This window comes from Streptomyces sp. ITFR-21 (assembly GCF_031844685.1).
Lineage (GTDB): Bacteria > Actinomycetota > Actinomycetes > Streptomycetales > Streptomycetaceae > Actinacidiphila.
This window is the reverse complement of record NZ_CP134605.1, coordinates 3858110-3871719: the sequence shown is the minus strand read 5'-3', so window position 1 is coordinate 3871719 and position 13610 is coordinate 3858110. Positions and strand designations below refer to the sequence as shown.

15 protein-coding genes are annotated in these 13610 nt (G+C 70.6%); 5 read left to right on the top strand and 10 right to left on the bottom strand.

Annotated features, from left to right (window positions below; all coding sequences use genetic code 11):
• Window positions 1-104 precede the first annotated feature (104 nt).
• The 5 genes from cysS to RLT57_RS17005 all read right to left on the bottom strand — a co-directional run bounded on the left by cysS (window position 105) and on the right by RLT57_RS17005 (window position 4361).
• Complete coding sequence (gene cysS, locus RLT57_RS17025) at window positions 105-1499, bottom strand: cysteine--tRNA ligase (RefSeq protein ID WP_311298255.1); 1395 nt, start codon at window positions 1497-1499, stop codon at window positions 105-107.
• Between the two features lie 225 nt (window positions 1500-1724).
• Window positions 1725-2114 carry a PPOX class F420-dependent oxidoreductase gene (locus tag RLT57_RS17020; protein WP_311298254.1) on the bottom strand — a complete coding sequence of 130 codons (390 nt, stop codon included), beginning with the start codon at window positions 2112-2114 and terminating at the stop codon, window positions 1725-1727.
• A 239-nt stretch (window positions 2115-2353) separates the two neighbouring features.
• Window positions 2354-2863, bottom strand: coding sequence for a 2-C-methyl-D-erythritol 2,4-cyclodiphosphate synthase (gene ispF / locus RLT57_RS17015; RefSeq protein ID WP_311298253.1), 510 nt, complete (start codon window positions 2861-2863; stop codon window positions 2354-2356).
• On the bottom strand, window positions 2853-3584 hold the full coding sequence (ispD, locus tag RLT57_RS17010; RefSeq protein ID WP_311300744.1) for a 2-C-methyl-D-erythritol 4-phosphate cytidylyltransferase: 732 nt from the start codon (window positions 3582-3584) through the stop codon (window positions 2853-2855). Before ispD ends, ispF begins: the two co-directional genes overlap by 11 nt.
• Before the next feature lie 294 nt (window positions 3585-3878).
• The gene (locus RLT57_RS17005; RefSeq protein ID WP_033174074.1) at window positions 3879-4361 is read right to left on the bottom strand and encodes a CarD family transcriptional regulator; all 483 of its coding nucleotides are present in this window, start codon (window positions 4359-4361) and stop codon (window positions 3879-3881) included.
• 462 nt (window positions 4362-4823) lie between these two features.
• Between RLT57_RS17005 and RLT57_RS17000 the strand changes: the two genes are divergently transcribed.
• The gene (locus RLT57_RS17000) at window positions 4824-5456 is read left to right on the top strand and encodes a DUF461 domain-containing protein (RefSeq protein WP_311298252.1); all 633 of its coding nucleotides are present in this window, start codon (window positions 4824-4826) and stop codon (window positions 5454-5456) included.
• A 24-nt stretch (window positions 5457-5480) separates the two neighbouring features.
• Here the strand turns inward: RLT57_RS17000 and RLT57_RS16995 are convergent, their stop codons facing one another.
• Window positions 5481-6161 (bottom strand): response regulator transcription factor, encoded by a 681-nt coding sequence (locus tag RLT57_RS16995; protein ID WP_311298251.1) that lies wholly within the window; start codon window positions 6159-6161, stop codon window positions 5481-5483.
• The gene (locus RLT57_RS16990) at window positions 6158-7492 is read right to left on the bottom strand and encodes a sensor histidine kinase (RefSeq protein ID WP_311298250.1); all 1335 of its coding nucleotides are present in this window, start codon (window positions 7490-7492) and stop codon (window positions 6158-6160) included. The genes RLT57_RS16995 and RLT57_RS16990 overlap by 4 nt, the downstream gene beginning before the upstream one ends.
• 194 nt (window positions 7493-7686) lie before the next feature.
• On the opposite strand from RLT57_RS16990, the gene phoU reads away from it, so the two are divergent.
• Both phoU and RLT57_RS16980 read left to right on the top strand, forming a co-directional pair.
• Window positions 7687-8367 carry a phosphate signaling complex protein PhoU gene (phoU, locus tag RLT57_RS16985; RefSeq protein ID WP_311298249.1) on the top strand — a complete coding sequence of 227 codons (681 nt, stop codon included), beginning with the start codon at window positions 7687-7689 and terminating at the stop codon, window positions 8365-8367.
• A gap of 532 nt (window positions 8368-8899) precedes the next feature.
• Window positions 8900-9079: a hypothetical protein gene (locus RLT57_RS16980; RefSeq protein WP_311298248.1), complete on the top strand. Its 180-nt coding sequence runs from the start codon at window positions 8900-8902 to the stop codon at window positions 9077-9079.
• Window positions 9080-9220: 141 nt separating this feature from the next.
• Here RLT57_RS16980 and RLT57_RS16975 read toward each other — a convergent pair whose 3' ends face one another.
• Window positions 9221-9655: a VOC family protein gene (locus tag RLT57_RS16975; RefSeq protein ID WP_311298247.1), complete on the bottom strand. Its 435-nt coding sequence runs from the start codon at window positions 9653-9655 to the stop codon at window positions 9221-9223.
• Window positions 9656-9889: 234 nt separating this feature from the next.
• Between RLT57_RS16975 and RLT57_RS16970 the strand changes: the two genes are divergently transcribed.
• Window positions 9890-10696: a GAF domain-containing protein gene (locus RLT57_RS16970; RefSeq protein WP_311298246.1), complete on the top strand. Its 807-nt coding sequence runs from the start codon at window positions 9890-9892 to the stop codon at window positions 10694-10696.
• A gap of 209 nt (window positions 10697-10905) precedes the next feature.
• Window positions 10906-11166, top strand: a complete 261-nt coding sequence (locus RLT57_RS16965; protein WP_311298245.1) for a hypothetical protein — start codon at window positions 10906-10908, stop codon at window positions 11164-11166.
• A 157-nt stretch (window positions 11167-11323) separates the two neighbouring features.
• Here RLT57_RS16965 and RLT57_RS16960 read toward each other — a convergent pair whose 3' ends face one another.
• On the bottom strand, window positions 11324-11971 hold the full coding sequence (locus RLT57_RS16960) for an RloB family protein (protein ID WP_311298244.1): 648 nt from the start codon (window positions 11969-11971) through the stop codon (window positions 11324-11326).
• Window positions 11968-13311 carry an AAA family ATPase gene (locus RLT57_RS16955; RefSeq protein ID WP_311298243.1) on the bottom strand — a complete coding sequence of 448 codons (1344 nt, stop codon included), beginning with the start codon at window positions 13309-13311 and terminating at the stop codon, window positions 11968-11970. The genes RLT57_RS16960 and RLT57_RS16955 overlap by 4 nt, the downstream gene beginning before the upstream one ends.
• Window positions 13312-13610: the final 299 nt, after the last annotated feature.

Sequence of the window (13610 nt, the reverse complement as noted above, 5' to 3'; positions counted from 1 at the left end):
TCAAGGATCCCAGGAGGCGGGGACGGACGGGACCCGAGCGCCTGAGGGCGCTCGGGCGGGGCCCGGCGCCCTCAGGCGCTCGGGGCACGGCGGACAGAAAGGCCCTAGCCCCGCAGCGTCCACCGCGAGCCGGTCGGCGTGTCCTCGATCTCCAGGCCCGACTGCACCAGCCGGTCCCGGATCGCGTCGGCCGTCGCGTAGTCCTTGCGGGCGCGGGCCGACTGCCGCTGCTCCAGTACCAGCTGGACCAGCGAGTCGACCACCCCGTGCAGGTCGTCGCCGCGTTCGGCGCCCGCCCAGTGCGCGTCGAGCGGGTCCAGGCCCAGCACTCCGAGCATCGCACGGACCTCGGCGAGCCGCGCGACCGCCGCTTCCTTGTCGTCGGCGTTGAGCGCGCTGTTGCCCTGCCGGACGGTGGTGTGCACGACGGCGAGGGCCTGCGGCACGCCGAGGTCGTCGTCCATGGCCTCGGCGAAGGCGGGCGGCACCTCGGCGGCCGGGGCGACGACCTTCCCGGCCTTCTCGGTGACCCGCTGCACGAAGCCCTCGATGCGGGCGAACGCCGACTCGGCCTCGCGCAGCGCCTCCTCGCTGTACTCGATCATCGACCGGTAGTGCGGGGTGCCGAGGTAGTAGCGCAGCACGATCGGCCGCCAGCGCCGCACCATCTCGGAGACCAGTACCGAGTTGCCGAGCGACTTGCTCATCTTCTCGCCGCTCATGGTGACCCACGCGTTGTGCACCCAGTAACGGGCGAACTCGTCGCCGAACGCCTCGGCCTGCGCGATCTCGTTGTCGTGGTGCGGGAAGATCAGGTCGATGCCGCCGCCGTGGATGTCGAAGGCGCGGCCCAGGTACTTGTGGGCCATCGCCGAGCACTCCAGGTGCCAGCCGGGGCGACCGCGGCCCCAAGGGGTGTCCCAGGAGGGCTCACCGGGCTTGGCGGACTTCCACATCGCGAAGTCGCGCTGGTCCCGCTTGCCGGTCTCGCCCTCGCCCTCGGGCTGGCGGAGGTTGTCCAGCTCCTGGTTGGAGAGCTGGAGGTAGCCGGGAAAGGAGCGCACGTCGAAGTAGACGTTGCCGTCGGAGACGTAGGCGTGACCGCGCTCGATCAGGCCCTGCATCATCTCGATCATCTCCGGCACATGGCCGGTCGCCCGCGGTTCGTACGTGGGCGGTTCGCAGCCCAGCGCGTCGTAGCCGGTGGTGAAGGCGCGCTCGTTCTCGTAGCCGATGGCCCACCAGGGGCGCCGCTGCTCGGCGGCCTTTTTGATGATCTTGTCGTCGATGTCGGTGACGTTGCGGACGAACGTGACCTGGTGGCCGCGGTAGCGGAACCAGCGCTGGAGGATGTCGAAGTTCAGGCCGGACCGAACGTGGCCGATGTGCGGGGCCGCCTGCACGGTGGCGCCACACAGGTAGATCGAGACACAGCCCGGCGTGAGCGGGATGAAGTCACGTACCTGGCGCGCGTTGGTGTCGTACAGGCGAATGGTCACGCCTCCAGGGTAGTGGCCCTGAGCGTGTGCCCTGCGCCCCAGTGCGCAGAGCACACACAGCGGTCACAATTCGCCGCCCGGGGCCGGGGCGGCCGACCGCGGCCGGCGTGATCGCGGACCGCGCCCGGCCGGCCGCGCGGTCACGGGCCGGCTCACCGGCGGCCGGCGGTCAGCGGTCAGCGGTCAGCGGTCAGCGGTCAGCGGTCAGCGGTCAGCGGTCAGCGGTCACAGACCGTACTCGACGACGTGGTCGGCGCTGATCCGGACGGTGACCCGGGGGGCCTTGGCGCCGTCGCCGTAGGGCTCGCCGGTGTACTTGATGCCCAGGTCGTGGATGAGCTGGGTGACGCCCTCGGTCTCCAGGGTGGCGGTGCCGCGGATCTCCAGGTACGCGTACGGGTTCTCCACCGGGCTGATCAGCAGGGTGATCCGGGGGTCCGCCACCAGGTTGGCGTGCTTGCGGCGGCCCTCCAGGGTGGAGAAGAGCACGTCGTCGCCGTCGCGGTCCACCCACACGAGGGACAGCTGCGGCCGGCCGTCGGGCTGGATGGTGCCGACGGTGGCGAAGTTCTTGCCGTCGATCAGGGCACGGGCGGCGTCGGAGAGGGCGGCCATGGGGGTCCTTTCAGGGGCGGGTCACGGTGTGCGGGTGCGGATGGGCGTCAGTGGCGCGGTACCGGTATGTCGCAGGTCCGGGAGCGCGCCGCCGGGTCCGAGAGCGCAACGAGCGTACGCGGCACGGCATTCCCACATCGCCGGGACCCCGGCGCCGCCTCCGGGGCCGCTCACCGACACACCTGCCGACGCCCCCGCCGCTGCCGCCGCCGGCTCACCGGCCCACCCGCCCGCCGGCCTCATTCCGGGAGGCGCACGACCAAGGCGGTGGCGATGGCGGCCAGGCCCTCGCCGCGGCCGGGGAAGCCGAGCCCGTCGGTGGTGGCGCCGCTGACCGCGACGGGCGCGCCGACCGCCGCGGACAGCACCCGCTGGGCCTCCTCACGGCGCTTGCCGACCTTGGGCCGCCGGCCGACCACCTGTACGGCCACGTTCCCGATGGCGTAGCCCGCCGCGCGGACGATCCTGGCCGCCTCGGTGAGCAGCGTCAGCCCGGAGGCGCCGGCCCACTCGGGGCGGCCGGTGCCGAAGTGTGCGCCCAGGTCGCCGAGGCCGGCCGCGGAGAACAGCGCGTTGCAGGCGGCGTGCGCGACCACGTCCGCGTCGGAGTGCCCGGCGAGGCCGGGGCCCTCGCCCTCCCAGCGCAGGCCCGCGCACCACAGCTCGCGGCCCTCCTCGAAGGCGTGGACGTCGGTGCCGATGCCCACCTGGGGCAGGAGGTACCCCGGCGGCAGTCCGTCAGTAGCCATCGGTGGCCCTCCTGCGGGCGAGTACCGCCTCGGCCAGCACCAGGTCCAGCGGCCGGGTCACCTTGAACGCCTCCTCGTGCCCCGGCACCACCAGCACCGGCACGCCGAGCCGCTCGACCATGCTCGCGTCGTCCGTCACGTCCTGGGTGACGGTGGCGTGCGCCTTGGCGAGGGTGGCCCGGTCGAAGCCCTGCGGGGTCTGCACGGCCCGCAGCAGGGCGCGCTGCGGGGTGCCGGTGACCTGGCCGGTGTCCGGATCGACGCTCTTGACCGTGTCGGCGAGCGGCAGCCCCGGTACGACGGCGGCCGCGCCGGCCCGTACCGCGTCGACGACCGCTTCCACGGTCTCGACCGGCACCAGCGGGCGGGCCGCGTCGTGGACCAGCACCACGTCGACGTCGTCGGGCAGCACGGCGAGCCCCAGCCGTACCGAGTCCTGGCGGACGTCGCCGCCGGCCACGACCCGTATGTCGGTCGACGCGGGCAGGCCGTGGGCGTCGAGCAGTGCCCTGACCTCGGCGGTGCCCTCGGGGGGCGCCACCACGACGATGACCTGGACGGCGCGGGCGCGGGCCATCGCGCGCACCGCGTGTACGAGGATCGGGACCCCGCCGAGGGTGCGCAGCGCCTTGGGCGCGCCGGGGCCGAGCCGGACACCACGTCCGGCGGCGGGAATGACGGCTGCGGTACGCAGGTTTGTTTCCTCGTGTGAGTTGGGTATCGCATTCAAGGTGCCGGGCACGGCGTTCCTCCGGACCCCTTCCGTGAAGTCCGGGGGAGCTCCCACCGGCTGACCCCTGTCCGTCCGGGGTCGCCGCGGGCCGGCACCTCGCGGTGCGTGGCTTTGGGCCAAGCATGCCGCAGCACCCGGTCATGGCGCTCAACCGGGTGCCGCGGCACGTTCCCCCGGAGCCGGCCGGGGGGTGTGCGTCTTCGTAAGTCGGGTACGTCACATCGGCGCAAGATGTTGAGCCGTTTGTCGTCGCGACACGAGAGCGTCCGAAAGGGGACGGTCTTACGACGCGAGGACCTCGTCGAGCAACGCCTCGGCCTTGTCCTCGTTGGTGTTCTCCGCCAAAGCCAACTCGCTGACCAGGATCTGCCGGGCCTTGGCGAGCATGCGCTTCTCGCCGGCCGACAGGCCGCGCTCGCGCTCCCGCCGCCACAGGTCGCGCACGACCTCCGCGACCTTGATGACGTCACCGGAGGCGAGCTTCTCCAGATTTGCCTTGTATCGGCGGGACCAGTTGGTGGGCTCCTCGGTGTACGGCGCGCGCAGCACCTCGAAGACCCGGTCCAGACCCTCCTGACCGACCACGTCGCGTACGCCGACGAACTCCGCGTTGTCCGCGGGCACGCGTACCGTCAAGTCGCCCTGAGCGACCTTGAGCACCAAGTAGGTCTTGTCCACGCCTTTGATCTGGCGAATTTCGATAGCCTCGATCAGCGCGGCCCCGTGATGGGGATAGACCACGGTGTCGCCAACCTTGAACGTCATGTGACAGGTACCCCTTCCGTGGCTATCCAGAGTAACACGGGAACGGCCTCATCTGAATGGCGTTTTCGCAGGTCAGGGCACATCTCGGGGCTTGACAAGGGCCCCTGGGACGTGCTGGAGGGTGCGTCCGCGGAGGGGTATTCGCAGGTCGGAGCGGGTATACGGCGGACCTGAAACGCGCCCGTTACAGCCTCGGAAGCCCTGACACAACGGACGATACGTCCGTATCTGTCCCTCCCGAACGGGTGGTCCTTCGCTACTCCGTTCGGGTTCTCGGTGGTTGAAGATCCAATTTTGCCCAGTCATGGAAATCCGGGCGCTGTTCCGTGCCCTCTTCGGCGTCCAGTTCGACGCCCTGAAGTGGTCACGTAAAGAACGGGCCCGGTGCGCGGTCTGCGGGACGGCTCGGTAATCTAAGGCCGCCAGGAGATCTTCCCCACCTGCCCAAGGAGATGCGCCGCCGTGGTCCGCAGCTTCCGTCACGGCGTCCTCGCCGCCGTCCTCGCGCTCTCGCTCGCTCCCCTCGCCGCCTGCGCCGCGGGGAACCACGCGCAGACCCTGGAGGTGCACCCCGACAGCGCCTCGGCCTCCGTAGGCGACATCAAGGTGCAGAACGCCTACGTGCTGACCCAGGCGGACGGCCCGGCCAGCGTCTCGGCCCGGCTGTTCAACAACGGCGGATCCGCGCAGACCCTGCAGTCGGTACGGGTGGGCAACTCGATCGACGCGCGGCTGTCGGGCGCGGACGGCGGGCAGGCCGTCACCGTCCCGGCGCACGGCACGGTCCTGCTCGGCGGCAAAGGCAACCCGTCGGCGGTCATCGACTCCGGCAAGGAGTCGCTGCGCGACGGCGACGTACAGACCGCGGTGTTCCTCTTCAGCGGCACCGGCCCGGTCTCACTGCAGGCCAACGTGACCCCGTCCAAGGGCTTCTTCCAGCCGTACGGGCCCAGCTCGCCGCCCGCCACGCAGGCGCCCTCCCCGAGCACGACCCCGTCGGCCCCCTCCGAGCCGGGCGCCACGGACACCGCGACGCCGACGGACACCGCGACACCGACGGACACGCCCGGCACGACGGGCACCACACAGCCGTAGCCGCGGCCGAACCGGATACCCGGTTTACGGCTCGAACTTGTAGCCCAGCCCACGGACCGTCACCAGGTAGCGCGGCGCGCCCGGGTCGGGCTCGATCTTCGCGCGCAGCCGCTTGACGTGGACGTCGAGGGTCTTGGTGTCGCCCACGTAGTCGGCACCCCAGACCCGGTCGATGAGCTGCATCCGGGTCAGCACCCGGCCGGCGTTGCGCAGCAGCATCTCCAGCAGGTCGAACTCCTTGAGCGGGAGGTCGACCTTGCCGCCGCTGACGGTGACCACGTGGCGGTCGACGTCCATCCGGACCGGCCCCGCCTCCAGCGCGGCCGGCGAGACCTCCTCGGGTTCGCCGCGGCGCCGCAGCACCGCCCGGATGCGGGCGACCAGTTCCCGCGAGGAGAACGGCTTGGTCACGTAGTCGTCCGCGCCTATCTCCAGGCCGACGACCTTGTCGATCTCGCTGTCCTTGGCGGTGACCATGATCACCGGGACGTTGGACTTCAGGCGGAGCTGGCGGCAGACCTCGGTGCCGGGCAGGCCCGGCAGCATCAGGTCGAGCAGTACCAGGTCGGCGCCATTGCGCTCGAACTCGTCCAGCGCGTCGGGCCCGGTCGCGGAGATGGCGACCTCGAAGCCCTCCTTGCGGAGCATGTACGACAGCGCGTCACTGAAGGACTCTTCGTCCTCTACGACGAGTACGCGGGTCACGGAAGGACCTCCGGGGCGGGGATGTGTTCAGGCAGGGTCTGGAAAAGCTGGTCGTCCGACGGCTCGTCGGCCGGATCAGCCTCCGCCTCCGCCTCCGCCTCGGCATCGGCATCGGTACCCGGCGGAAGCGCTCGGTCGCGGGCGATCCCGGCCTCGGGAAGCCGCAGTGTGAACGTGGAGCCCTGGCCTTCGGCGCTCCACACCGTGACCTCCCCGCCGTGCGAGGCGGCCACGTGTTTGACGATGGACAAACCGAGCCCGGTGCCACCGGTGGCCCGCGAGCGCGCCGGGTCCACCCGGTAGAAGCGCTCGAAGACCCGGTCGCGGTTTTTCTCGGAGATGCCGATGCCCTGGTCGGTGACGGAAATCTCGATGAGGTCCCCTCCCCCGGAGCCGCTGCCCCGGGAGCCGCCCCCGGTGGCGGCGATCCGCCGTCCGGCTATGCCGACCCGGGTCCTGGCCGGGCTGTAGTTGACGGCGTTCTCCACCAGGTTGCCCAGCGCGGCGGCGAGCTGGCCCCGGTTCCCCCAGATGTACAGGTCGGGGGTGGTCCCGGTGGCCATGGTGATGTGCTTGGCGTTGGCCTGGTGCCGGCAGCGGTCGACGGCCTCGGTGACGAGGTCGTCGACCGCGACCGGCTCGGCGTCGTCGAGCAGGTCGTCGTTCTGCACCCGGGAGAGGTCGATGATCTCCTGGACCAGACTGGTCAGCCGGGTGGCCTCGGTCTGCATCCGCCCGGCGAACCGGACCACCGCCTCGGGGTCCTCGGCCGCGTCCGTCACGGCCTCCGACAGCAGCGAGAGCGCGCCGACCGGGGTCTTGAGCTCGTGGCTGACGTTCGCCACGAAGTCCCGCCGTACCGCCTCGATCCGCCGGGCCTCGGTGAGGTCCTCGACGAGCAGCAGCACCAGCCGGGAGCCCAGCGGGGCCACCCGGGCCGAGACCGCGAGCCCTTCGCCGCGGCCGGCGCCGCGGCGCGGCAGGTCCAGTTCGACCTGCCGTATCTCACCGTCCCTGCGGGTCTCGCGGGCCATCTGCAGCATCTGGTCGACGGCGAGCCGGCCGCCTCGTACCAGCCCGAGGGCGTACGCCGCCGAACTGGCCTTGACCACGGTGTCGCCCTCGTCCAGGACGACGGCCGAGGACCGCAGCACCGACAGTACGGTGTCCACGCCCGGCGGCAGTACGGCGGTCACGCTGTCGGGCCGCGCGGCGGTACGGGTGGGGCGGGCCTGTTCCCGCTCGCTCCAGCGGAACGCGAGCACGGCGATCACACCGGTCAGCAGACCGACCATCGCGCTGGCTGCGGCGACTGCCGCGTTCACGTCCATGCCGACCACACTAAGTGGCCCGCTCAAAGGGACCACAGCCTGAGAGATACCTCTCGGACGCACGTTGCCAAGAGTTCACCTCCACGTAGGTGGTGATTCACTCTGGGTGCGCGACGGGTACGCGTACGCCCGGGAGCGTGGCAACGTGGCGGAGAAGCCTCTGTACAACAGACGGTTCGGACGGAAGGAACGCGATGCGGGACGCATACCACGAGGAGCTGGACTCGATAGGTGACGGGCTGGTCGAGATGGCCCGCCTGGTCGGCTCCGCGATCGGCCGGGCCACCACCGCGCTGCTGGACGCGGACCTGAACGTCGCGGAGAGCGTCATCGCGGCGGACGAGAAGGTCGACGACCTCCAGCGCGGGCTGGAGAACCGGGCGATCAACCTGCTGGCCCGCCAGCAGCCGGTAGCCACCGACCTGCGGACCGTCGTGACGAGCCTGCGGATGAGCGCGGACCTGGAGCGCTCCGGCGACCTGGCCCGCCACGTCGCCAAGCTGGCCCGGCTGCGCTTCCCGAACTCGGCCGTCCCGGGCGACCTGCACGCGACCATACTGGAAATGGGCCAGCTGGCGCAGCGGCTGATGGTGAAGTGCGCCGAGGTCATCGTGACCAAGGACGTCGACGACGCGCTCCAGTTGGAGGCGGACGACGACCGCATGGACGAACTCCACCGCAGCCTCTTCCAGCACCTGCTCGACGACCGCTGGCGGCACGGCATCGAGACGGCGGTGGACGTGACCCTGGTCGGCCGCTACTACGAACGCTTCGCCGACCACGCGGTGTCGGTGGCCAAGCGCGTCATCTACTTGGTGACGGGCGAGCACGCGGACGAGCTGACGCCGGCGCCGACGGTGGTCGAGGGGGCGTAGCCCTGCGGGCGGCCGACCGCGGTACCTCCCGCCTGCCGTCTCCCGCCGCCGGCGGGGTACGGAGCCGGGGTGCCTCCGGCGGGGCCCCGGGCGGGCCGCGCCGCGCGGGCGGGCGGGCGGCGCGCCTTCGGCCGACGGGCCCGGGGCCGGGTGCGCCCGGCGGAGCCCTCGGCAAAGAGGACGCGTCCGGCGGGCGGAACAGGCGGCGCGCGGAACAGGCGGCGCGCCGGTACGCCGGTACGCCGGTACGCGACAGGCGGGGCGCGTCCGGCGGGCGGCGTGCGGTCTTTCGGGCAGCGGGCAGCGGGCAGCCGGGGCGTCTCCCCCGGCCGGGCGTCTCCCCCGGCCGGGCGTCTGCGGCGCGCGGGCTCCGGGGCGGCGTGCGTTCAGCGGGCGGGGCGTCTCCGGCGGACGTTCGCCGGGGAGGGCGTGCGCGGCGCGGCGGCTCGGGCGAAATACCCTTCTGCGCCGTTGATGCGCTGGTTCGTCACGCGGTTCACTGGTGGCAGGCAAGTCCGAGGAGGCTGCACTGATGACGGATCACCCCACGCCACCGCCCGCCCGCCGCGACCAGCCCACACCCGCCGCCGGCACCCGCACCCCGCTGCTGCGTACGCCGCTCCCCCTGTTCGCCGCCTGCGGCTGCGGTTCGGGCTGCGGCTGCGGCTGCCAGTCCGGCGCGCCCTGCCAGTGCAGCGGCTGCTCCCACTAGTTCCCCCTCCCCCCGAGGGCCTCACCCGGTGCCCAACCCGGGCGGGGCCCTCTTCGCGTACCCCGAAGCCGGGCTCGGGGCGGCGCCTGCCGCACCAGGAGCGGATGCAGCCGGTCCTGCCGGGGGCGGTGGACGGGCCGCCTAGCGGGTGTCGAAGTCGGGAACGGTGAGGGAGCCGTCCGCGGCCAGTGGGAAGCTTGGGTTGTGAGCCACTTCCCAGGCGTGGCCGTCGGGGTCGAGGAAGACTCCCGCGTAGCCGCCGTAGAACGTGGTGGCCGCGGGACGCGTGACGGTGCCGCCCGCCCGCTCCGCCGTCGCGATGAGCTGGTCGACTTCGGCCGGGGACCGCACGTTGTGGGCGAGCGCGATCCCGCCGAACCCGGCCGGCCGCTGATCCTCGACCCCGCAGTCGAGCGCGAGCCTGTCGCGGTCCCACAGCACCAGCGCGAGGCCGCCGACCTGGAAGAAGACCGTTTCCTGAACCGACTGCCCGGCCCAGCCGAGGGCCTCGTAGAACGACCGGGCCCGGCCGAGGTCGGAAACCCCCAGGGTGATCAGGCTGATCCGCGGTTCCATCGGCTCACCTTATCCAGCGAGTCATCCACCGAGGGTCCCGGGGCCGCCGGGTTCGTCCGGGCCGACTGTCCGCCAGGGCCGCCGGGCCGGGCGGAGCCCGCCGGTGCGGCGTGCCCGGAACCGCCCCGGCCCCGCGGGTGTCTCTGCGGGCGGAGCGCGCTCGCGGACGGCGTAACACCGTGGAGCGCGGGCAGAGGGCGTTGGGCGGATCAGGTACGCGGATGACGGGGCGGGATGGACTGGCTGCGCACGTACGGGTGGAAGATCGTTCTCCTGGTCAGCTCCAGCGTGTTCGCCGCCGGGGTGTTCGTGACCTCGGTCTGGGCCGGTGGCAACAACGAGAACCACGTGGCGATGCTGCGAATCGGCGCGGTGATGGCGGTCGCCGTGGTCCTGGTCGCCGCCACCGACGCGTACCTGAGCGAGCGGGAGAAGGAGCAGGCCCGCAAGGAGGTGAGTCGGGCGGCCGCGGCGCTCGCGTTGTCGTACCACTCGGTGCTCACCCCACTGTCCACCGCGTTGGGCGCGCTCGCCCAGCGGCAGGCGGCGGCGTATCAGGCGACCGGCGCGGCGCCGGTGCCGGGGCAGGCGGGGCAGACGGCCGTCGCGCTGCGGACCGTGGTGGTCGGCGGGAGCGTGCTGGCCGCCGAGCCGGATCCCGCCTCGCACCTGCCCACCGCGCGCTGCGCGTTCTACCGGCGCGACGGGTCCACCGGGCACCGGTTCGTCCGCGAGGACTGGGCGGGCCCGTCGCCCGCGCCCCGGTTCGTCCTGGACGGCGCCGAGGGCGCGCACCTGCTGCACGGCATCCTGGAACCCCACACGCCGTTCCACGCCGGCAAGGAGACCGGCCTGCGCAGCGTCATCGACCCCATGAGCCCGACATACGGGTCCGTCATCGCCGTCCCCGTGGCGGCGGGCAGCCGGGAGATCGGCGTGCTGTGCGTCGACGCCCCGCGGGACACCGATCTCACCGGCTTGCAGGTCGAGCTGATGAAGTCCCTCGCCGGTTACCTCGGCACGGCCCTGGCCCTTGAGTAGACGAACGGAGCCGCGCCATGGCAGGCCCCCCGCCCGACTCGGAACCGGACCCCGGAAGGGATCCCGAGCCCGGACCCGAACCGGAACCGGACCCCGGAAGCGAGCCCGAGCCCGGACCCGAACCGGAACCGGACCTCCGAGGGGATCCGGAGCCCGAACCGGACCCCGACGGCCGCGAGGGGGTGCCCCACGCGCGGGAGACCCTTCGGATGACCCATCAATGGGAGCGCTTCGAGCGGGCCGCCCGGTCGGACTTCGACAAGCGCGTCGCCGCCGCGACCGGCTCCCGCGGCTGGGAGGCCTTCGGCCTCCTCGTCCTGTCCGCGGGCTGCCTCGCCGTGGCCCTCCTCCTCGCCCTCACCGTCACCGGCTGGCCCGACTGGCGCGTCTACGCTTTCGCCGCCCCGGGCCTGCTCTGCCTGTCCGCCGTCCTCACCCGCTGGCTCCGCCCACCCCGCCCGCCCCGCTGACCCCCGGCCCCGGCGGCGCCGGCCCGCGGGCAACCAGCCGGATGCCCTTGACTCGCAGGTGAGCGCACCGGTCCGCCGCCGGTCATCGGACGCCGTCACGCGGTCGGCCACGCACGGACGGGAAGCGGAGCCGTCTGCCGGCCGGTGCCCGCAACGCTCACATGACCCCGCTGTCGTGACTGCGATTCTCTTCGGTATACACCTTTATGAGCGCCTCAACGAGGGACGATACCGAGCTGGAAGGATTTGGCGGAGCATGCCTCACCCGTACCTCCTCACATTTACCCGCCCGCTTGAGCGCCGAATCGTACTCGGCATAAGGGAAACCATCGGGCATGCTCTTGTCGGAAAACCCCCATTTTCTCTTCAGTGTGCGCGACAGCGTGCGCGCGTCCGTCTCTACCATTCTGTCCTCGAAATGCCAGAGCAACCAGATCTCGAAGCTGGGTGCGCTGATGGCCATATCAATTCTCAGTCTACCCGCTTCCGCGCAGGCCCTTTGCAGAGTCGCATGTTCATCGACGTCGACGACGCACCAGACCTCGTCAAAAGGATCTCCGGCTCTCCTTTCAATACCACTGCGCCGATCCGCCTCTTTCACCACGCTCAGCGGATCCCGGCCCACCCCGACAGGCTTCAGACTGACGACTCGTACCGCCTTGGCCTTGAGTAAAGCCGCAAACCTTTCGAAGTACTGCGGCTCGGTGTTGACCCCCTCGGTGGCGATCAGGATCTTTCGGTGCTCATTGCGCTTCTGCTTCGACTTGGCGATCTTCTGCGACCCCCGGAGCTGTCGGCCGCTCACGCGCTGACCTCTGCCAGGGTGGAACGCAGCTCTTCCCAGGCGATCGCCGGAACCGCGCCGTACCGGCCGCCGAGGTAACGCCGTTCGATGTTCTGGTCCTTCTTCACCGGGAAGTCAGTGAGGGGATAGATACCGGTGGAACCGTCGTCGGCCTTCTCGGAGAACCAGACGTCCTCCGGTTCGAGGCTGTCTCCCGACAGGTGCCCCATAAGGGAGGTGTCATGCGACGTGAAGATCATCTGTGCCCCGCGGGTGTTGATCTCAGGGGACTTGAAGAGTGAGATCAGCGCTGATGCCAGGCGGGGGTGCAGACTGGCGTCCAGCTCGTCCACCAGAAGCACACCACCGGACCTGATCTCTCGCAGCGCCGGCAGCGCCAAGGAGAGCCACGCTACGGTGCCACTGCTCTCATCACTGATATCGAGTTTCTGGGCACCGGCGTGAGATCCGCCTTCATGCCAGAAGCTGATGACGTTCCGCTGCCTCTCAAGGAAGTCCGCGAAGCGCTCCTCCTCATCCTCTCCGTCGTCAAGGAGGGCGCGCATGGTCCGCCGCATCGCGCTTTCAGTGTTTTCATCTATATCGACCCTGTCGAGCGAAATGCGAGAAATCCCGAGATCGGCGAAGCGCAGCAAGCTCTGCGCCTCAGCGAGAACCTCCTGGTTCTCGATCCACTTCTTTACCGCCTGAATTCTTCCATGCTGGTTGAATTCCGAGAACGCCGCATACCGCACATGCCGGGTCAGGTAATAGTGGATGCGCCTCAGGTAGGGGTGATTGGCCATCGCGGCCACCGACAGGTAAAGATTTCTTCCGGCCATGAGGCGCGAGATGCGCACGTTCTCGCCCTTGAGGTTCCTACTGAAGGTGATCTCTTCCGGGGCCGGACCCGCCCGATCGAACAGCACTCGGCGTCGCCCTTCGGGGAAGGCACTCAACCACTCCGAGGCAACCCCGGCCGAGTCGATCTCGAAGCCGTACACATGGCGAATTCCGCCGTCGGTGAAGTCGAATTCGTAGGCCGATGTCTCGGTCTTCGAATGATCGTCGAGCATAAACGGATGGTGCGGGAACTCCTCGCGGCTGCTCCACGTCGCCGACCTGTTGATCGCGTTCACCGCGAACGCCATCGCCTCAAGAACAGTGGTCTTGCCGGAGGCATTGGCTCCGAAGAGGCCGGCGATTCGGTTGGTGACGGAATCCCAGTCCCCGTCCTTCGGGCGAATCGCATCAAAGTCGGCCGTGGTGAGGACAAGTTCAGCGGTGTCTCGGATGGACTTGTGGTTGGTGACGCGGAACCTCAACAGCACGGCGTCCTCACTCTCTCGATGCAGTTTCAACTCTCCCTGGGACGGTAGACGTCCCCATGGTCACTCAAACCGTACGCTGGATGTCTCCCCCCTACCAGGATGATTCCGTCAAGGCCGGCGGAACAGCCGAGAAGCCCGACCCCGTACCGCGGGCGCGTTCCCGACCGGAACGACAGGCCCTGCGCCGCTGTACCGTCGGGGTCCGCCGGAGCGTGAAGGTGTCGGCCGGGTGTCCGGGAACCGAGTCGGCCGGGTGTCCGGTAACTGACCGGAGACGAGCGGTGAGTCGTCCCCCGGACGCAGACGTGCCCCCTGTTTGCGGGAGAACC